At 72.8% G+C, this 18,727-nt stretch carries 22 protein-coding genes; 11 read left to right on the forward strand and 11 right to left on the reverse strand.

The features are described 5' to 3' along the window. Positions 1–5: 5 nt before the first annotated feature. The 3 genes from AOJ26_RS11295 to AOJ26_RS11305 are packed head-to-tail and all read left to right on the forward strand — an operon-like array spanning position 6 to position 3,661. The gene (locus AOJ26_RS11295; protein WP_053848100.1) at positions 6–545 is read left to right on the forward strand and encodes a (2Fe-2S)-binding protein; all 540 of its coding nucleotides are present in this window, start codon (positions 6–8) and stop codon (positions 543–545) included. Continuing rightward, positions 542–1,534 (forward strand): FAD binding domain-containing protein, encoded by a 993-nt coding sequence (locus AOJ26_RS11300; protein WP_053848101.1) that lies wholly within the window; start codon positions 542–544, stop codon positions 1,532–1,534. The genes AOJ26_RS11295 and AOJ26_RS11300 overlap by 4 nt, the downstream gene beginning before the upstream one ends. Positions 1,535–1,543: 9 nt before the next feature. Then, the gene (locus AOJ26_RS11305) at positions 1,544–3,661 is read left to right on the forward strand and encodes a xanthine dehydrogenase family protein molybdopterin-binding subunit (RefSeq protein ID WP_053848102.1); all 2,118 of its coding nucleotides are present in this window, start codon (positions 1,544–1,546) and stop codon (positions 3,659–3,661) included. A 21-nt stretch (positions 3,662–3,682) separates the two neighbouring features. On the opposite strand, the gene AOJ26_RS11310 is transcribed toward AOJ26_RS11305, so the two are convergent. Then, positions 3,683–4,702, reverse strand: coding sequence for a hypothetical protein (locus tag AOJ26_RS11310; protein ID WP_053848103.1), 1,020 nt, complete (start codon positions 4,700–4,702; stop codon positions 3,683–3,685). A gap of 213 nt (positions 4,703–4,915) precedes the next feature. Between AOJ26_RS11310 and AOJ26_RS11315 the strand changes: the two genes are divergently transcribed. The 3 genes from AOJ26_RS11315 to tgmB all read left to right on the forward strand — a co-directional run bounded on the left by AOJ26_RS11315 (position 4,916) and on the right by tgmB (position 6,556). Then, complete coding sequence (locus tag AOJ26_RS11315; RefSeq protein WP_053848104.1) at positions 4,916–5,233, forward strand: YkvA family protein; 318 nt, start codon at positions 4,916–4,918, stop codon at positions 5,231–5,233. 131 nt (positions 5,234–5,364) lie between these two features. Then, positions 5,365–5,556, forward strand: a complete 192-nt coding sequence (gene tgmA, locus AOJ26_RS11320; protein ID WP_053848105.1) for a putative ATP-grasp-modified RiPP — start codon at positions 5,365–5,367, stop codon at positions 5,554–5,556. A gap of 16 nt (positions 5,557–5,572) precedes the next feature. Next, positions 5,573–6,556, forward strand: a complete 984-nt coding sequence (gene tgmB, locus AOJ26_RS11325) for an ATP-grasp ribosomal peptide maturase (protein ID WP_053848106.1) — start codon at positions 5,573–5,575, stop codon at positions 6,554–6,556. Here the strand turns inward: tgmB and AOJ26_RS11330 are convergent. After that, positions 6,550–6,765 carry a hypothetical protein gene (locus AOJ26_RS11330; protein ID WP_053848107.1) on the reverse strand — a complete coding sequence of 72 codons (216 nt, stop codon included), beginning with the start codon at positions 6,763–6,765 and terminating at the stop codon, positions 6,550–6,552. The two genes, tgmB and AOJ26_RS11330, sit on opposite strands and share 7 nt — an antisense overlap. A gap of 117 nt (positions 6,766–6,882) precedes the next feature. Next, on the reverse strand, positions 6,883–7,338 hold the full coding sequence (locus tag AOJ26_RS11335; protein ID WP_053848108.1) for a hypothetical protein: 456 nt from the start codon (positions 7,336–7,338) through the stop codon (positions 6,883–6,885). Between the two features lie 178 nt (positions 7,339–7,516). Here AOJ26_RS11335 and AOJ26_RS11340 point away from each other — a divergent pair, with 178 nt between their 5' ends. After that, a complete protein-coding gene (locus AOJ26_RS11340) occupies positions 7,517–8,491 on the forward strand; it encodes a GlxA family transcriptional regulator (protein ID WP_053848148.1) in 975 nt (324 codons plus the stop codon). Between the two features lie 24 nt (positions 8,492–8,515). Here AOJ26_RS11340 and AOJ26_RS11345 read toward each other — a convergent pair whose 3' ends face one another. Continuing rightward, positions 8,516–8,758 (reverse strand): DUF5133 domain-containing protein, encoded by a 243-nt coding sequence (locus AOJ26_RS11345; protein ID WP_053848109.1) that lies wholly within the window; start codon positions 8,756–8,758, stop codon positions 8,516–8,518. Between the two features lie 172 nt (positions 8,759–8,930). Here AOJ26_RS11345 and AOJ26_RS11350 point away from each other — a divergent pair, with 172 nt between their 5' ends. After that, positions 8,931–9,287, forward strand: coding sequence for a hypothetical protein (locus AOJ26_RS11350; protein WP_053848110.1), 357 nt, complete (start codon positions 8,931–8,933; stop codon positions 9,285–9,287). 22 nt (positions 9,288–9,309) lie between these two features. Here AOJ26_RS11350 and AOJ26_RS11355 read toward each other — a convergent pair whose 3' ends face one another. From AOJ26_RS11355 to AOJ26_RS11365, 3 genes are all read right to left on the reverse strand, one after another. Next, positions 9,310–11,076: an ABC transporter ATP-binding protein gene (locus AOJ26_RS11355; RefSeq protein ID WP_053848111.1), complete on the reverse strand. Its 1,767-nt coding sequence runs from the start codon at positions 11,074–11,076 to the stop codon at positions 9,310–9,312. Positions 11,077–11,164: 88 nt separating this feature from the next. Beyond that, positions 11,165–11,707 (reverse strand): hypothetical protein, encoded by a 543-nt coding sequence (locus AOJ26_RS11360; RefSeq protein ID WP_053848112.1) that lies wholly within the window; start codon positions 11,705–11,707, stop codon positions 11,165–11,167. 28 nt (positions 11,708–11,735) lie between these two features. After that, positions 11,736–12,317, reverse strand: a complete 582-nt coding sequence (locus AOJ26_RS11365; protein ID WP_234358528.1) for an ATP-binding protein — start codon at positions 12,315–12,317, stop codon at positions 11,736–11,738. A gap of 216 nt (positions 12,318–12,533) precedes the next feature. Here AOJ26_RS11365 and AOJ26_RS11370 point away from each other — a divergent pair, with 216 nt between their 5' ends. Both AOJ26_RS11370 and AOJ26_RS11375 read left to right on the forward strand, forming a co-directional pair. After that, positions 12,534–12,755: a DUF397 domain-containing protein gene (locus AOJ26_RS11370; protein WP_053848113.1), complete on the forward strand. Its 222-nt coding sequence runs from the start codon at positions 12,534–12,536 to the stop codon at positions 12,753–12,755. Between the two features lie 130 nt (positions 12,756–12,885). After that, complete coding sequence (locus tag AOJ26_RS11375; protein WP_053848114.1) at positions 12,886–13,803, forward strand: helix-turn-helix domain-containing protein; 918 nt, start codon at positions 12,886–12,888, stop codon at positions 13,801–13,803. 9 nt (positions 13,804–13,812) lie between these two features. On the opposite strand, the gene AOJ26_RS11380 is transcribed toward AOJ26_RS11375, so the two are convergent. The 3 genes from AOJ26_RS11380 to AOJ26_RS11390 all read right to left on the reverse strand — a co-directional run bounded on the left by AOJ26_RS11380 (position 13,813) and on the right by AOJ26_RS11390 (position 16,445). Beyond that, positions 13,813–14,544 (reverse strand): class I SAM-dependent methyltransferase, encoded by a 732-nt coding sequence (locus AOJ26_RS11380; protein ID WP_053848115.1) that lies wholly within the window; start codon positions 14,542–14,544, stop codon positions 13,813–13,815. Between the two features lie 121 nt (positions 14,545–14,665). Further along, positions 14,666–15,484: an SAM-dependent methyltransferase gene (locus tag AOJ26_RS11385; protein ID WP_053848116.1), complete on the reverse strand. Its 819-nt coding sequence runs from the start codon at positions 15,482–15,484 to the stop codon at positions 14,666–14,668. Between the two features lie 103 nt (positions 15,485–15,587). After that, complete coding sequence (locus AOJ26_RS11390; RefSeq protein ID WP_053848117.1) at positions 15,588–16,445, reverse strand: aldo/keto reductase; 858 nt, start codon at positions 16,443–16,445, stop codon at positions 15,588–15,590. Positions 16,446–16,701: 256 nt separating this feature from the next. Here AOJ26_RS11390 and AOJ26_RS11395 point away from each other — a divergent pair, with 256 nt between their 5' ends. Beyond that, a complete protein-coding gene (locus AOJ26_RS11395) occupies positions 16,702–17,598 on the forward strand; it encodes a Gfo/Idh/MocA family protein (RefSeq protein WP_053848118.1) in 897 nt (298 codons plus the stop codon). Positions 17,599–17,630: 32 nt separating this feature from the next. Here the strand turns inward: AOJ26_RS11395 and AOJ26_RS11400 are convergent, their stop codons facing one another. After that, positions 17,631–18,527, reverse strand: a complete 897-nt coding sequence (locus tag AOJ26_RS11400; RefSeq protein ID WP_053848119.1) for a GNAT family N-acetyltransferase — start codon at positions 18,525–18,527, stop codon at positions 17,631–17,633. Positions 18,528–18,727 lie beyond the last annotated feature (200 nt).

Below are 18,727 nucleotides of genomic sequence, written 5' to 3' on the forward strand. Positions count from 1 at the left end.
TCATCATGAGCGGCGAGAACAACGACAGCGCCACCTGCTCGGAGACGAAGCTCACCGTCAACGGAGAACCCCGCACCCTCCTCGTCGACCACCGGCGCGTCCTGCTCGACGTCCTGCGCGAGGACCTGGACCTGTGGGGGGCCAGGAAGGGCTGCGACCACGGCCAGTGCGGTGCCTGCACGGTCCTGGTGGACGGGCGCCGCGTCAACAGCTGCCTGCTGCTCGCGGTCGCCCTGGACGGCAGCGAGGTCCGCACCGTCGAGGGTCTCGCCGGTGAAGGGGACGAACTGCACCCCCTCCAGCGGGCCTTCCTGGACCGTGACGCCTTCCAGTGCGGCTACTGCACCCCGGGCCAGCTCTGTTCGGCCCTCGGCATGCTCGACGAGGCTGCGGCCGGCCATCCCTCGCGCGTCACCGGCGACGCCCCCGCCGGGCACCCCGTCCCGCTGGACCGGGACGAGATCCGCGAACGGCTCAGCGGCAACCTGTGCCGGTGCGGCGCCTATCCACGCATCGTCGACGCGGTCGAGGACGTGATCCGGTGAAGACCTTCGACTACGTACGCGCCACCAGCGCCGAGGAGGCGGTGGAGCTCTTCGCCGTCCGGCCCGGCGCCCGCTACCTCGGCGGCGGCACCAACCTCGTCGACCTGATGAAGCTCGGCGTCGAACAGCCGGACGTGCTCGTCGACGTCAGCCGGCTGCCCCTCGACGAGGTCCAGGAGCTCCCGGACGGCTCGCTGCGCGTCGGCGCCACGGTCCGCAACAGCGACCTGGCCGCCCATCCCGCCGTCCGCACCCGCTACCCGGCCCTGTCCCAGGCGCTGCTCGCGGGCGCCTCGGGGCAGCTCCGCAACGCGGCCACCACGGCCGGCAACCTGCTCCAGCGCACCCGCTGCCCCTACTTCCAGGACGTCTCCAAACCGTGCAACAAGCGGGAACCGGGCAGCGGTTGCGGCGCCCGCGAGGGCGTGCACCGGGACCACGCGGTGCTCGGGCACTCCCCGCACTGCATCGCCACCCACCCCTCCGACATGGCCGTCGCGCTCGCCGCCCTGGACGCCCGCGTCGAGCTGTACGGCACCGGGGGCGCCCGGAGTGTCCCCGTCGCCGGCTTCCACCGGCTGCCGGGGGCCCAGCCGGAGCGGGACACCGAGATCCTGCCCGGCGAACTCGTCACCGGGGTGCTGCTGCCGGCGGCCTCGGCCGGGCTGCCGTCCGCCTACCGCAAGGCCAGGGACCGGGCGTCGTACGCCTTCGCCCTCGCCTCCGTGGCCGCCGTGGTGCGGGTGACGGACGGGGTGGTCGACCACGCCGGGATCGCCTTCGGGGCGCTGGCACACCGGCCGTGGCGGGCGCTGCGGGCCGAGCGGGCGCTGCTGGGCGCGGCACCCACGGCGGACGCGTTCGAGCACGCCGTCGAACTGGAGCTGTCCGCCGCCGAACCGTTGCGGGACAACGCCTACAAGGTGCCCCTGGCACGCTCGCTAGCCGTGGACGTCCTGACCCGGCTCACCGCGGCCGCCAGGGCCTGAGGAGGACGCATGGACGCCACCGCGCACGGCACCGCCACCGCCCTGGGCGCTCCCGTCGAGCGCCGCGAAGGCCGCGAGAAGGTCACCGGCACCGCCCGCTACGCGGCCGAACAGCCCCGTCCCGGCCGCGCGCACGCCTGGCCCGTGCCCGCCTCGATCGCCCGGGGCCGGGTCACCGGCATCGACACCGGGGCCGCTCTGGACGTGCCCGGAGTCCTCGCCGTGCTCACCCACGAGAACACACCGAGGCTGTCCGAGCCGGAGGACCCCACCCTCGCCGTCCTGCGCGACTCCCGTGTGCCGCACCGGGGTTGGTTCGTCGCCCTGGTGGTGGCCGAGACCCTGGAGGCCGCCCGCGCGGGTGCCGCCGCCGTGCAGGTCGACTACGCCGTGGAGGACCACGACGTCGTCCTGACCGTCACGCACCCGGACGCGTACGCCCCCGAGGAGGCCAACGGCGGCTTCCCGGGGACCCGTGAACACGGCGACCCCGAAGGCGCGTTCGCGTCCGCCCCGGTCCGCGTCGACGCCGGCTACCGGGTGCCCCCGCTGCACAACCACCCGATGGAACCGCACGCGACGACGGCCGAGTGGCACGACGGCCGGCTCACGGTGCACACCTCCACCCAGGGCTCCACGGTCGTACGCGCCGTCCTGGCGGGCCTGTTCGGCCTCCCGGAGGACCACGTCATCGTGCACGCCGAGCACGTGGGCGGCGGTTTCGGCTCCAAGGGCACACCCCGGCCGGACGTGGTGCTCGCCGCGATGGCGGCCCAGCACACCGGGCGGCCGGTCACCCTCGCCCTTCCCCGCCGCCTCCTGCCGTCCGTCGTGGGACACCGCGCCCCCACCCTGCACCGGCTGCGCCTCGGGGCGCGGCCCGACGGACGGCTCACCTCCCTCCTCCACGAGGTCACCACCCACACCTCGCGCATCAAGGAGTTCGTCGAGCAGGCCGCGGTGCCCGCACGGGTGATGTACGCGGTCCCCGACTCCCGCACGGCCCACCGTGTGGCGCCCCTCGACGTGCCCAGCCCGTCCTGGATGCGGGCGCCCGGCGAGGCGCCCGGCATGTACGCCCTGGAGTCGGCCATGGACGAGCTGGCCGTCGAACTCGGCATGGACCCGGTGGAGTTGCGGATCGTCAACGAGCCGGACACCGAGCCCGACAGCGGCAAGCCCTTCAGCAGCCGCCACCTGGTCGAGTGCCTGCGCGAGGGCGCCCGGCGCTTCCACTGGTCCGAGCGGGACCCGCGGCCGCGCTGTCGTGCCGAGGGCCCGCTGCTGGTGGGCTCGGGAGTGGCCGCCGCCCTCTATCCCGTCATGGCGCAACCGTCCACGGCGGCGGCGCGGGCACTGCCCGACGGGACCTTCGTCGTACGGATCAACGCCACCGACATCGGCACGGGCGCCAGGACGGTGCTCGCGCAGATCGCCGCGGACGCGCTCGCGGCACCCGTGGCCCGGGTGCGGACCGAGGTGGGTTGCAGCGACCTGCCCGCCGCGTCACTCGCCGGCGGCTCGTCGGGCACCGCGTCCTGGGGCTGGGCGGTGCACGAGGCGTGCTCCCGGCTCGCGGAACGCCTGGCCGACGGGCCGGTGCCCGCGGACGGGATCGAGGTCCGGGCCGACACCGCCGGCCGCGCCGACGCCGACAGCCCCTACGCCCGTCATGCCTTCGGCGCCCACTTCGCGGAGGTCGCCGTCGACACGGTCACCGGTGAGACCCGGGTGCGCCGGCTGCTGGGGGTGTACGCCGCCGGGCGCATCCTCAACGCCCGCACCGCGCGCTCCCAGTTCGTCGGCGGCATGACCATGGGGCTCGGCATGGCGCTGACCGAGGGCAGCACGATGGACGCCGCGTTCGGAGACTTCACCGAGTCCGACCTGGCCGCGTACCACGTGCCCACGCATGCCGACGTGCCCGACATCGAGGCGCACTGGATCGACGAGGACGACACCCGCCTCAACCCCATGGGCAGCAAGGGCATCGGCGAGATCGGCATCGTGGGAACGGCGGCCGCGATCGGCAACGCCGTCTTCCACGCCACCGGCGTACGCCTGCGGGAGCTGCCCCTCACCCCGGACCGCGTCCTCAGCGGCCTCCGGGAGAGGGGCGGCTCCTAGGCAGGGCCCCGCACCCGCCGGCTAGCGGGCCAGGGGGGCGTCCGCCGCCTCGCGGATGGCCTCCGCCGTCCGTCGCCGTGCCAGGACGTGCTCCGGCGGAGGCGGCGTGGCGACATGCACCACCAGTGCGGTCAGCGCGGCCAGCGACGCGCACACCGCCGCCGTCCCCGCGAGCCAGGCCGGCGCCAGCGGCAGTTCCAGGGCCCGGGCGAGCCCGGCCGAGCGGAACTGCCCGTTCAGCAACTGGCCCGCTGCCACCCCGGCCGGCACGACGACCGCGAGGGCCAGGACCGGGACCGCGGGGCGCAGGGTCATCGCGGCGAGCAGCACGCACAGCAGGGACACCCCGAGCGCGAACCCGTACACCTGCACGGACGCCCCGTCCTGGTGGACCGGGAAGCACAGGACACCGCAGACCAGCAGTGCCAGGGCGGCGATCCTGCTCGGCCACAGGGCCGCACTCCGGGTCCGCCCGGACGCGGGCGGATGCGGCGGCGGGGCCGGGAAGGCGCTCGCCTGCGGCACCTCCGGTTCGGGCCGGAACTCCTCGTCGTACGCCTCGTACATCTCGGGCGAGGGCGACGGGGGCGGTTCCGTGGCCAGGCGCCCTATGAGTTCGACGAGTTCCTCGACGGGCCTGCCGGTCGCCGCCGCGCGCACCGCCTCCTGCCCGCAGTGGGGTTGCAGTTCGGACCGGTTCAGCAGGGCCACCAGACGGGTCACGTCCTCGACGGGACGGGACTCGGCGGCGGCCCGGATGGCCTCGTCGGCGCTGTCCGCGTCCCGGGGCGGGCGGGTCAGCAGGGCGACGAGCCGGGTGACGTCCTCCACGGACCGGTCCACGCCCACGGCGCGCAGGGCCGCGGCGGTGGACTGCGCGTACTGGGGTGACTGTTCCAGCAGGGTGATGAGGTGGACGACGTCCTCCAGGGGACGGTCGGCCACGGCGGCACGTACCAGGTCGCCGACGGGATCGCCGTACGACCGGTCCATCGGTATGGCGGGTTCGTTCGGGAAGGCTTCTGTCGGGCCGGTGGTCATGCTCTGCTCCAGACAAAGAGTTGCGGTCGCTCCTACGCGCCCCCGTCGTGCGACCGCGGCATTGAGATGACCTCATTCGTAAGCGGGTACACGGCGGCGTGCCACTCGGATGAGCCACGGGTGTGAGTGCGGCCCGCGGCGGGCCTAGGGGGGCCGGATGCGGGAATCCGTCAGACAGCGCGCCGTCCGGCGCGCGGAGGAGGAGGTCGGCTCGTGGACTCGAGCACAGCACTGATCGTCGCCGCCGTGGTGCTGGCCGCGCTGGTGCTGGCGGTGGCCGTGGGAGTGCTGGTGCGGCTCGTGAGGACCCGGCGCGGTCTGCGTCGGGCGGGGCTGCCCACCGGGCCCCGCTGGGTCTTCTGGGGCGCCCTGTTGTACTTCGTCCTGCCCACCGACCTGGTGCCCGACCCGGTGTACCTCGACGACATCGGCGTCCTGCTGCTCGCCCTGCGCACCCTGCGCGGCTCCGCCGCCGACCGGGCCGCGCTGCGGCTCGACGGGCGGGACGGGGAGACCGTCCGGCGGCCGTGATTACGCAGTGTAAGGAAACCAATCACTCGTTCGATTCGTATAAGTCTCTGGAAGCCGAAGCAAGTCGGCTGACCTGACGGCGTCGTGGGGAGAGGCCGTCGGTGAGAGGCAGTACCGGCGAGGGAGAGACGATGCAACCGTTCGCGCTCAACTACGCACGTCCGGCAGCGGCGTTGGAGGCGACCACTCCGTACGTCTACGACTCCGGGCTGCAGTTGAACGTGCTCATGGACGGCCGGGTCGCGGCCCGCGACCACGCGCTGATGAGGGAACTGGGGACCACCACGAGCACGGCGGGCTCCAAGACTCACTTCGACGACTGAACACGGCCGACGTTCGATGACCGTGTTGATTCTTACCTGCGAAGAGGACGTCACGGCCGACATGGTCGTGGTGCACCTCAACGCCACGGGGGTTCCGGTGGTCCGGCTCGACCCGGCCGACCTGACCGACGGTGTCGCGCTGTCCGGGGAGTACGTGCACGGCACCTTCCGCGGCCACCTCTCGGTCGGCGGCCGTCTGGTGGGCATCTCCGGGCTGCGTTCGATCTGGGTCCGCCGCCCGGGCACCCCGGCGGCGCGGGCGGCCGCGCCCTCGGAGTGGCTGACCGAGGAGTCCGCCCAGGCGTTGTACGGCATGCTCCGGGGCAGTGACGCCCGCTGGATGAACCATCCCGACGCGGCCCGCCGGGCCCGTCACAAGCCCTGGCAGCTACGGCTCGCCCAGCGCTGCGGACTGCCCGTGCCGGCCACGATCGTGACGACGTTCCCGCAGGCCGCCCGTGAGTTCGCCGAGCGCTATCCGGACCTCGTGGTCAAGCCGGTCTCCGGGGCACACCCGCAGGACCCGCCGCGGGCGGTGCCGACCAGCCGGGTCGCGCCCGACGCCGACTTCGCGGCCGTCGCCTTCGGCCCGACCCTGCTGCAACGGCGGGTGGCCAAGCGGGCCGACATCCGCCTGACGGTCGTGGGCGAGACGATGCTGGCCGCCCGGAAGGCCGCGGGCGCCGACGACGAGGTGGACGTACGGTTCGCCCCGTCCACCGCGCCCTGGCAGCCCGCCGAGGTCCCGCCGCGGGTGGCCGGAGCCGTCCTGGACTATCTCCGGGCGGCGGAACTGGCCTACGGGGCCTTCGACTTCGCCGAGGACGCGGACGGGACCTGGTGGTTCCTGGAGTGCAACCAGTCAGGGCAGTTCGGCTTCGTGGAGGTGGAGACGGGCCAGCCGATCGCGCGCAGCATCGCCGAGTGGCTGGCCCGGCCCGGTCCCGCGCTGCCCCGTCAACGGGGCGGGCACCGGGGTGTCCTGAGACCGGATCAGTAGGGCCGCGGGGCGGCGGGCGGCAGGGCGGGCACCCATCCCTGGCCCGGTGACGCCGGGCGCTCGGGGGCGGCCGGGGGCATGAGGGACTGCAGCGGCCGCATGACGTACTCCAGTTCCCTGCGTACGCGCTCGGCCTCCCTGCGGGTCAGAGCGGGGACGTCGCCGCGCTCGGCGACGAGTCGGTCGTAGATGGGGGAATCCTGGAACACCCGTCAACGCGCCTTTCGTTTTCGCGGGCCCACGCGCATGGGCACGGCTGACGAGTCTAGGCGCCTCCACGCACCGACGTGCGAATTCCGGTTCCGGGCTTGACGGCCGGCGGGCGGTCATGCGCCGGTGGTGGACCCCGGCCGGACGATCATCAGGACGGTCACAGTCGCCCACAGAAGGTTGAAGAGGCCCGTGAACATGGCCAGTTGGGCGGTTGCCCGGCGTTCGACGCTCCCCTGTCCGGTCAACGCGTCGAGCAGTTCGCCCTGCCTCGGCAGGACGAAGGCGGCGAGGATTCCGGCGGCCGCGGCCGTCAGGACCATGGAGGCGGTCAGCCAGGCGTCGCCCAGGACGCCCATCGCCGCTCCGGTGGCGACACCGAGGACGGGGACCGCGACGCCGACGGCCGCGTAGACCCGGCAGATGCGGTGCAGCAGCCGTACCGTGCCGACGCCGGCCTCCTCCGTGCCGGCCCGGCGGGCCGCGGGCGGGAACATGCTGGCCGCGACGGTCACCGGCCCCACGGCGACGATGGCGGCGAGGACGTGCAGGCTCAGCAGGAACTTGGTCATGGGGTGGCGGATCCCTCTCCGGTGGTCGGCGGTGCCCGTCCACGCTAGGAACCCGGCGGGTGATCACACAGAGGCTGAAACGACAGTTGCCGACGGATTCCCGCCAACCCGCCCGACAGCGGATTCACCCTGCTCCCGTGGTCGCGGCGGTGGCGGGAACCTGCCTATCGTGGCGGTCATGCACTCCGTGGTGATCCTGGTTCTCGACGACGTGGTGCCGTTCGACATGGCGGCCCCCATGCAGGTCTTCGACTGGACGCGGCTGCCCGACGGCCGCCCCGCCTACCGCGTCCGGCTGTGCGCCGAGTCACCCGAGGTCCGCGCGGACGGCGGCTTCGCCCTGCGGGTCGAACACGGTCTGGAAGCCCTCGCGGACGCGGACACGGTCATCGTGCCGGGCTGCTCCCCCACCGCCGCACCGCCCTCCCCGCGCGTCCTGGCGGCACTGCGGGAGGCCGCGGCGGCCGGCACCAGGATCGCTTCCGTGTGCGTGGGCGCCTTCGTGCTCGCGGCGGCCGGGCTCCTGGACGGCCTGCGCGCCACCACACACTGGGTGGCCGCGGACGAGCTGGCACGGCGCTTCCCCGCCGTCGAGGTCCAGCCGGACGTGCTGTACGTCGACAACGGTCGGATCCTGACCTCCGCGGGAGCGGCCGCGGCCCTCGACATGTGTCTGCACATGATCCGCCGGGACCTGGGGTCGGCGGTCGCTGCCCATGCCGCCCGGATGTCGGTGATGCCGCTCGAACGCGAGGGCGGGCAGGCCCAGTTCATCGTCCACGACCACCCGCCCGTGCCCCGCGGTTCGACGCTGGAGCCGGTGCTGGAGTGGGTCGAGGACAACCTGGCCCACGAGATCACCCTCGGGGCGATGGCGGCCCGGTCGGGGATGAGCGAGCGCACCTTCAGCCGCCGGTTCCGGGAGCAGACGGGCAGCACACCGTTGCAGTGGCTGCTGCGGGCCCGGGTGCGGCGCGCACAGTACCTGCTGGAGAACACCGCCCACCCGGTCGAACGGATCGCGCGGCAGGCGGGGTTCGGCTCCCCCACGGCGTTCAGGGAGCGCTTCCGCCGGGTCGTCGGAACCACCCCGCAGGCGTACCGCGCGGCGTTCAACGCGAAGGACGCCGTCCCGGCGGCGGCGCGTCCCTGACCGTCCGCCGGGCCCGGTGTGACCTCACCCCGCCAGCGGCAGGCTGTCCTCACCGTCCGGGTCCGCGACCGCGGCGGCCGGCAGCAGGGCGTCGGCCCTGGCGACCGCCTCGCGGACGTCGGTGGTGCCCATCATGACGCACAGCGTGTAACTGACGTCCTCCAGCTCACGAGCCGTCGCCGGGCTCTCCCTCTCCGCCTGGGCGATCCTCAGTGACGCGTAGCGGGTCAGCAGGGTTCTGACGGCCTTAGGGTCCGGAACGAGCACGAAGCGCCCCTCTCTCGAATTTTCCGCTCGTATGCCCCCTGTGCGCCGGCCCAATCCCGTCCGCCGCTCCCCGGCACGCGATTGGCGCAATACCGTGCGGGCGGACCCGCTTCCCCAAGGGCCGCAAACCGTTGAACAAGGGGCATCCCTCGCACATGAACGGTATACGCCCATGAACCGCTCCGCAGGTCTCCTCAGTGCCCTCTATCTCGCGACGAGCACCGGACTCGCCTGGACCGCGGTCCTCGCGCTGCGCCAGGGCCCGCCGTGGACCGCGTGTCTGTTCGCCGCCGCGAGCCTGGTCCCGGTCATCGCGGTCGTGCGCGAGAGCGTGCTCCAGGACCAGCGGCGCACCCTGGCCGAAATGCGCGGCCGGGTCGGCGGCCCGGGCGGGCCCGGCGCGGGGGCCGCCGACGACATCGTCCGCGCCGAACTCGACACCGCGTGCTGTGAACGCTGGTGGACGAGCTGCGGCACCGACCACGACTCGACGTGCCCCCGCCGGGTGCCGCGGAGCAGCGCGGCCTGAACCCCGGCAGGCCGGGCGGGCCTCAGGCGGGCTGTCCGGCGTGCAGCGCGGTGTACGCCCCGCCGCGGCGCAGGAGTTCCTCGTGGGTGCCGGTCTCCAGGATCCGGCCCTCCCCCATCACCACGATCCGGTCGGCGCCGCGCACGGTCGACAGCCGGTGCGCGACCACGAAGGTCGTCCGTCCGTGCAGCAGCCGGGCGAGCGCCTGCTGGACGAGCGCCTCGGAGCGGGTGTCCAGGGCCGAGGTCGCCTCGTCGAGGACGAGCACCCGCGGGTCACGGATCAGGGCGCGGGCGATGGCCAGGCGCTGGCGCTGTCCGCCCGACAGCCGCGCCCCGCGCTCGCCGACCAGGGTGTCCAGGCCCTGCGGCAGCCGGTCGACGAACTCCAGCGCGTTCGCGTCACGCAGCGCCGCGCGTACCGTCCGCTCGTCGGCGTCGTCCATGCCGTAGGCGACGTTGTCGCGGATGGTGCCGTCGAAGAGGACGGACTCCTGCGGTACGACGGACAGGAAGCGCCGGTAGGTGCGCAGGTCCAGGGTGTTCATGTCCGTCCCGTCGAGCAGCAGCCGCCCGGAGGTGGGCCGGATGAAGCCGATGACGAGGTTGAGCACGGTGGACTTGCCCGCGCCGGAGGCGCCGACGAGGGCGATCGTCTCGCCGGGGGTGACGGAGAAGGTGAAGTCCCGTACGGCGGGCCGCCCGTTGTCGTAGCTGTGGCCGACGCCCCGGAACTCGACGGCCCCGCGCACCGAGTCGACCTGGGTCTTGCCCTCGTTGTCCTCCAGTTCGGGCGCCTGGAGGACTTCGCCGACGGAACGCACGGACTCCAGGCCCTTGGTGATGACCGGGGCGAGCGCTGCCAACGTTGTCGTGGAGTTGGTGAGCGTGGTCAGGAACGCGCTGAGCATCACGACGTCGCCGGGGGTGACGCCCCAGACGCCGTAGTACGACACCAGCGCGGCACCGGCGAGGACCAGGACGCCGACCACGTTGAGCACGACCCAGGCCAGCGAGCCGAAGCGGCCGTTGACGAGGTCGAGGCGCATCCCGGAGGTCAGCAGCCGGCGCAGGGTGCCGTCCATGCGGCGCAGGGCCTTGCCCTCCAGGCCGTGGGCGCGGGTGACCGGGATGAGGCGGGTCATCTCCGTGACCCGGGACGAGAGGGTCTCGACCTCGTGGCGGAAGTGTTCGTTGTGGGTGCGCAACCGGGCCCTGAGGCGGGCCACGACGAGGGCGGCGGCGGGCACGACGACGAGGAAGACGGGCACGAACTCCGGGGTCCGTACGGCGATGATGACCAGCCCGCCGATCAGCACCGTGGTGGCGCCGAGGCCGGTCTCGGCGGTCTGCTGCACCATCTGCTCGACCGTCTCGACGTCCCGCACCACCTTGGCCTGGAGCACGCCGGCGCTGACCCGGGAGTGGTAGCCGATGGACAACTGCTGCATGCGGGTGCACAGGGCGGAGCGCAGGGTGGTGCCCATGCGGCGCACGCTGCCGTACAGGAGGCGGACGTAGAGGAGGTGCAGGGGGTAGTTGACCAGCAGGATGAACAGGATGACGCCGGTGCTCGTCCAGAGCCGGGTGATCGGCTGGTGCTGGACGACGGTGTCGATGATGGACGCGGTGATCAGGGGCAGCAGCCAGATCGGGCTGTGCTTGACGGTGAACACCGCGACGGCCCCGGCCAGTCGGCGGCGGTCGGCGCGGAGCAGGTAGGCGAGTGTGCGGATCGGGTGCTCGCCTCGGTAGCGATGGTCGAGCGGTCTTTCCAGCGACGAGGCCATCGTCGGTGGTCCTTCCGGTTGCCGTGTGGAGGGCAAGCGCTTTCTCCCCCTCGTCGGCCAGGACTACACCAGGTGACGGCCGCCGTTCCTACTCGTCCAGAGTGCGGGCGAGTTCCGTGGTGGCGTGGGCGATCTCGCTGTCGTCGTCGGCCATCAGCTCGCTGAGGGCCCCGCTCTTGGCGCGCACGGCCTGGCGGGCCCTTCGCTCCCACACCACGGGGTTCTCGCGGTGGTTGAGCAGCTTGGGGTAGACCGCCGCCGTGCTCTCCCACTGGCGGGCGCCGGCGATGCTCCTGAGCAGTTGGATGATCTCCGCCCGGCAGGTCACCTGGGGCAGCTGGGCCAGCTCCCACAGGAAGGGGACCGTGGCGGCGGTGGCCTGCTCCACGACGAAGCCGTACTGGCAGATGCGCCTGCGCAGCTCCCCGAGTGCGGCGCCGGCGGTCTCGGGGTCCCCCCAGGCCACGCTGTTGAGGAGCAGGGGGATGGCGGCGGCGCAGCCGGTGGAGTCCTGGATCTCGCCCCAGGGCACCCGGCTCAGCGCCGCGAGGGGCGTGGTCCGCGCCACCCCGGTCGTGGGCACGGGGTGGCTGGTGCGCTCGTTGCTCGGCTGGTCCGGAGCGGTGCGCATGGCGTGAAACCTTTCCGCGGCGGTCATGTCAGGGAGGAGGGGCGGTCGACAGCTTGGCCCAGACCGTCTTGCCGGCCGGGGGCCGTGCGGTCCAGCCCCACTCGTCGGCCAGGGCGTCGACGATGTGCAGGCCCCGGCCGTTCTCCCGCAGGGCGGTGACGTCTCCGGGGGCGTACGCGGGCGGCTCGTCACCGGGGTCGGAGACGGTCACCAGCAGATGGGCGGGGTCGAAGGACAGCCCGAGCCACACCTCGGCCGCACCCTGCGCCGCCGGCGGCAGCACCGCGTGGGCCACGGCGTTGGCGGCGAGTTCGGTGATCACGAGGGTGGCGTCGTCGCTGCGGTGTCCCAGGGACCAGCAGCTCAGCGTCTCGCGCGTGAAGGCGCGGGCCCGGGCGAATCCCTGTGCGCTGCAGTGGACGAGCAGCGTGGCGGAGCCGGGAGTACCGGGCCCCGGCGGTACCGGGCCCCGCCCGGTGAGGGACGCCGGTCGCCGTGGCGCGGCGGCCGGGCGCGGACGCCGCGGGGTCTCACCGGCCGGGCCCGCATCACCCACCTCCGGCGCGGCCGGGCTCGGCGGCCGGAGCACGTGGTTCGCAGGTGACGACACGGCATCTCCTTGATGCGACGTCAAGACGGGGCGCAACCGCAGGGGTTGACGCCGGAGCTATTATCCACGCTGAAGGCGCCCGCGTGCAATTGCACGAGAAATTGCGCGAACAACGGGTGGGGCCACGGAGGTTGCCGTCGCGTGCCCCTGGTCGCCTCGCACGGCCGGGCACGGCGCCCGGCACAGATCGTGAACAGCAAGGAGACTGCAGTGCCAGTGCAGAACGGAGTGCGGGCGAGTTCGCTCGACGCCCGCTGGGTCAAGAGCCGTCACAGCAACGCCGAGGGCAACTGCGTCGAAGTGGCCTCGCTGATCGACGGCGGCGTGGCGCTGCGCAACTCCCGTGATCCCGACGGCCCCGCGCTGGTCTACACACCGGCCGAGGTCGCGGCGTTCCTCGCCGGCGCGAAGGACGGGGAGTTCGACCACCTGCTGTGAGGGGGCCGGGATCCGGTACGAGCCGGGTCCCAACTCCCGCACCCACACCGGCGTCTACGGAATGGTGCGGTACGGCCACGCTGCGTGCGATAGTGTGAGTCGTCTCTGTGCCGGTTTACTGGGAGTCAGGATGTCAGCCGCGTCCCACCGCATCTCCCGCCTGGAACCGTACCTGGACCGTACCGAGCCGGCTCCCACCCTGCTGAAAATGCTGGTGGGCGTCCAGTTGGCGGGCTTCCGCGAGGATGCCGGGCTCGCCCAGGACCAGGCGGCCCGGGCCCTCGGGTTCAGCCCCGCGAAGCTGTCCCGCATCGAGTCGGGCAAGGGCCGCAGGCCCCCGTCGGAGAGCGACGTACGCGCTCTCCTGGAGCTGTACGGCACCGAGGACTACGAGTCCTCGGTGCTCCTCAAGCTGCTCCAGCGCGCCGGTGACCCGGGCTGGTGGCAGCGGTACGACAAGCGGCTGATGCCGGAGTGGTTCGACCGGCTGGTCGGACTTCAGGAGGCGGCCGCCGCCATCCGTACCTTCGAGATCCAGTACGTCCCCGGCCTGCTCCAGACCCCGGACTACACCCGTGCGGTGGTCGAGCGCGGTCTGCCGGCCGCGGCGGCGAGCGAGGTGGCCCGACGCGTCGAACTGCGCATGCGGCGTGCGCAGTTGCTGCTGCGCGAGGACGCCCCGCAGCTCTGGGCGGTGATCGACGAGTCGGTCCTGCTGCGGGTGCTGGGCAGCCGGGAGGTCATGCGGGACCAACTGGCCCACCTCATCGAGATGGCGCAGCGCCCCAACGTTACGGTGCAGGTCATCCCGCTGGACGTGACGAACGCCTCGGCGCCGGCCATCCCGATCACGTATCTGCGGTTCGGCGGGCTCGATCTGCCGGACGTCGTGTACCTGGAGCACATCAAGAGCGCCAACTTCCTGGAGGACCGGGACGAGACGGAGGAGTACCGCCTCGCCCTGGACCGCCTGGCGGACGACGCGCTCGAACCCCGCGAGTCGCTCAAGATGCTGGAGCGGACGATGAAGGAGCGGTACGGCGGCTGAGAGCCCGCGTCAGCCGTCACGGCCGAACAGCCCCGCCCACAGGAAGGCTTCACCGAAGCAGGGCGAACCGGGCGGCTCGTCGCGCATGCGCCGGAGTTCGATCTCCGTCAGGTCCCGGAAGATCCCTCGCAGGGACGCGGCCGAGTAGGCGAGGCCGCCCTCCAGCCCGCCCCGCCGGTACACCTCCGCATCCGGCAGGTCCGATCCCACGGCGCCGTCGGCGAAGCAGACGAGGCCGAAGCGGCCGCCGGGCGCGAGGTGCCGTTCGAGAAGTGCCAGGTAGCTGACACGGCGGTGCGGCGGCAGATGGTGGAAGCAGCCCGAGTCGTAGATCAGGTCGTAGGTGCCGCACAGTTCGCCGCCCGACAGGGAGAACGCGTCGCCGCACACGAAGCGGACGTCGGCCGCCGTCTCGTGGGCACGTTCCCCGGCCCAGGCGATCGCGGCCGGTGAGAGATCGACGGCGTCGACCTCGAAGCCCCGGGAGGCCAGGTACAGCGCGTTGCGGCCCGGACCACAGCCGAGATCGAGGGCGCGGCCGGTGGTGACCAGACCACGGTCGAGGCAGGACACCAGGTTCTCGTCCGGCTTCGCGGCGAAGAAGGGAACCGGCTTGGAGCGGTCCGCGTAGAAGCCGTCCCACCAGGAACCGGCGTCCCCGGTCCAGCGATCGGCCTGGGGAGCGAACAGGGTGTCCAGGAGCTGGAGCACGTCCTCCACCGTGCGTATGGTGCGGTCCACTCGCGCGCCCTCTCGTACAGGTGGGATGGAGGAACCGACCGGCGTGGGCGCCGCCCGGAACGCAGGTGACGCCCCCGGCGCGGGACCTTGGAGGTCGCGCCGGGAGCGTGCACCCGTCGGGTCAGGGGAGTCGGGCGACGCCGCCGAACTCGATCCACTCGTGGGTGAGCTGGCGAGGGGCCACGTCGGTGTCCGGGCGCCAGGTGGAGACCTCCACGAGGCCCGGTTCGAGGATCTCCAGGCCCTCGAACCACTCGGCCACGTCCTTCTCCTGACGGACCCGGCCCCAGTGTCCCTGGGTCGCCTTGGCCATGAAGTCGGTGACGAAGTCGCGGACCGCGGGGTCCTCGCTGACGAGCTGGCACATCACCATGAAGCTGCCGGGCGCGAGCCGCTCGCGCACCCGGCGGGCCAGGGCGGCCGGCCCGTCCGTCTCGCTGTCGGGGATGCAGTGCATGACCGAGTTGAACAGCACGGCGACGGGCTGCGAGAAGTCGATCAGCCGCCGGGTGTCCTCGTGACCGAAGATCTGGTCGGTCTCCCGCATGTCCGCGTGGATGACGGCGGTCCGCTCGTCCTGCTCCAGCAGCGCCCGGCCGTGGACGAGGACCATCGGGTCGTTGTCGACGTAGACCACGTGCGTGGTGGAGTCGATGCGCTGCGCGACCTGGTGGACGTTGTCCTGGGTGGGCAGGCCGGAGCCGTGGTCCAGGTACTGCCGGATGCCGTACTCCGACGACAGCGTGCGGACCACCCGCTGGAGGAAGCGCCGGTTGTTCACGGCGAGCCTGCGGGTGCTCGGGACGACCTTGTCGAGCTCCTCGCAGGCGGCCCGGTCGGCCGCGTAGTTGTCCTTGCCGCCGAGGTAGTGGTCGTACATGCGCGCGGCGGTGGGTACCGAGGCGTCGATCGACGTGGACAGGTTCTTACCGGTGCTCATCATTCCCCCAGCTTGTGCCGCCAACTGGCCTGGCAGGACAGGGAGTCCATCCTAGGGACACCATGAATGCCGGGGCCAGTCCGCACGTGGGGGGAACGCGGGTTCAGGCGGCGTCCAGCTCCGCGATCTCCTCCGCGTCGAGCACCAGATCGGCCGCGGCGAGCGAGTCGCGGATCGTCTCGGGGCGGCTCGCACCCGGGATCGGCACGACGACCGGCGACTTGGCGAGCATCCAGGCCAGGCACACCCGCTGCGGGCTCACCCCGTACTTCTCGGCGATCCGCGCGAACGGGGCGTGCGCCGAACCCAGTTCGCCCGCCCGGGAGATCCCGCCGAGAGGGCTCCAGGGCAGGAAGGCGATGCCGAGCTCGTCGCACAGGCGCAGTTCCGGCTCGCTGGAGCGGAAGGCCGGGGAGAACTGGTTCTGCACCGAGACCAGCCGGCCGCCGAGGATCTCGTTGGCCAGCCGGATCTGGTCGGGGTTCGCGTTGGAGATGCCCGCCCGCAGGATCTTGCCCTCGTCGAGGAGGTCGCGTACGGCGCCGACGGACTCCTCGTAGGGGACGCGGGGGTCGGGGCGGTGGAACTGGTAGAGCCCGATCGCCTCCACACCCAGCCGGCGCAGCGAGGCCTCGCAGGCCTGCTTGAGGTGGCCGGGGCTGCCGTCGAGCGTCCAACTGCCGTCCCCGGGGCGCAGATGCCCGCCCTTCGTGGCGACGAGGACCTCTCCGCCCCGGTCGTGGGAGGCGAGGGCCTTGGCGATCAGGGTCTCGTTGTGCCCGACCTCGTCGGCGTGCAGGTGGTAGGCGTCGGCGGTGTCGATCAGGGTCACGCCCGCGTCGAGCGCGGCGTGGACGGTGGCGACGGAGCGTTCCTCGTCCGGCCGCCCCTCGATGGACATGGGCATGGCGCCCAGTCCGATGGAGCTCACTTCGACATCACCGATACGGCGGGTGTGCATGACCTTGCACCTCTTTCGCCTGTCACGCGGGTCCGGGCTCACATCAGCCTGGCCGCCGCACCCGCCGAAGGTCCAATAGAAGAATGAGAACGCATTCAGCGACCGGGGTGCTGAATCCCGGACCGTGCCTCCCGAGCCGACCCGCGCACGTGACGCGGTTGCGTGTCCTCGCTGTGCGTGTGACACCCTCACCTCGACCGGCGGGGTCCCGTCCGGTCATCGTGAGGTTCGACAGAACGGCGAGAGAGGCGACGGCATGCGCATCGGACTGCTCGGCACCGGCCCCTGGGCCAGGATGGCCCACGCCCCCGCGCTCGGCGCGCACCCGGAACTGGACTTCGCCGGGGTGTGGGGCCGGCGCCCGGACGCCGCCAAGGAGCTCGCCGACGAGCACGGCACGCGCGCCTACGACGACGTCGACGCGCTGCTCGCCGACGTGGACGCCGTCGCCGTCGCCCTGCCGCCGGCCGTGCAGGCCGACCTGGCGGCGCGGGCCGCGCGGGCGGGGTGCCATCTGCTGCTGGACAAGCCCCTGGCGACGACGGTCGAGCAGGGGCGGGCCGTGGTCGAGGCCGCCCGGGAGAGCGGGGTCGCCTCAGTCGTGTTCTTCACCTCGCGCTTCCTCGCCGAGACCGAGGCGTGGATCGGTGAACAGGCGGGTGTGGAGGGCTGGTTCACGGGACGGGCCGAATGGCTGGGGTCGGTGTTCACCAGCGAGAGCCCCTTCGCCGACTCGCCGTGGCGACAGGAGAAGGGGGCCCTGTGGGACGTGGGGCCGCACGCCCTGTCGGTGCTGCTGCCGGTGCTGGGCGAGGTCCGCGAGGTGGCAGCGGCAGCGCACGGCCCCGGTGACACCGTCCATCTGGTCCTCACGCACACCGGCGGCGCGTCGAGCACCCTGACGCTGAGCCTCACGGCACCGCCCGCGGCGGCGGGCGCGGGCGTCGAACTGCGCGGCGCGAACGGGGTGGCCCTGCTCCCCGAGTCGTCGGAGGGTGTGGTCCCCGCCCTGGTCCGCGCCGGCGATGCCCTGCTCACCGCCGCGCGCACCGGCCAGGCCCATCCGTGCGACGCCGGGTTCGCCCTGCGGGTCACCGAGATCCTGGTCGAGGCGGAGACCCTGCTGGGCGGGCCCGGGGCACCCACGGCGTAGACATCGTCCGGCGCCGACGGTCGGACCAGGACTCATGCGGCGCCCGTCGGCCGGTAGTTGAGGCGCTCCCGTACGACGGGATAGCCCGCCTCGGCGAAGTTCCGGGCCATGGGGAAGTTCCCCCGGTCCGTGGCGCCGGAGACGAACTCGGCGCCCTGCCCGACCAGACAGTGGGTGCACTCGGCGAGCAGGTCGTAGGCGTAGCCCCGGCCGCGCTGTTCCGGCACCACCCCGATGAAGCCGATGCAGGGCCCCGAGGGGTTGTGGGCCGGAATGTGGATCCCCGCGACCTCGCCCTGCGAGGTGTACGCGATCTGCCACCACTCGCGTGGCGAGGGGCACCAGTGGAAGAAGTCGAGCTCCTCCTGGGCGGCCCGGTCGAGTCCGCCCTCCTCGACGGCCTTGAGGGCGTGCGCGTCGAGGGTGACGGAGTGGATGCGGCGCAGCAGGTCGAAGAAGACCGCGTCGTCCGGCTCGGGACGGAACTCCAGCCGTCCGGGCCGCTCGGGCAGCCCGTGCTCCGGCGTCCACCGGTACAGCAACCGCTCGACCAGGAGCTCGTACCCGGCCTTCCGCACGGCGGTGAAGCGGGCCTCGGCGGCGGCCCGCAGGGCGGGGTCCTCGCGCCAGCCCGCGGGCAGGTTCATCTCCAGCTCGACCCGCCAGGGCGCGGTGCGCAGGAGTTCGACGCCGGCCTCCTCCTCCCCTTCGGCCACGTCGAACCAGTTGATGTTGAGGGGTGCGGTGTCGTCGGGGCCGCCCCACCAGGCGCCGCGCGCCACGACCTCGCCGTCGCGCAGGGCGACGCGCTTCCAGTCGGGGCGGTGCCGGGTGAGCTTGTGGGCCTCACGGGCCCCGAGGGGGTCGGGCAGGGCGTCGAACAGGTGGGCGTCGCTCTCGTCGAGCGCGCGGATGACCAACTCGGTCATGAGTGGATTCCTCCGGGAGGCGAACTGCGAGGAGCGCTCCCGGTCAGACGAGGCACGCCGGGACGACGGAGAGGGAGCGCTGAAGGGTCGTGGACTGCACGGCACTCGCCTCCTTCCGCTGGTCTCGATGCGTGGCCGCTCAGGCTACGGGATCTTCGGGAGGGCCGTCCATCGGTTTTCGTGACAGGGACCAGTGCAAC

This window comes from Streptomyces sp. NRRL B-24085, assembly GCF_001282115.1.
In the GTDB taxonomy this organism is placed as follows: Bacteria; Actinomycetota; Actinomycetes; order Streptomycetales; family Streptomycetaceae; genus Streptomyces.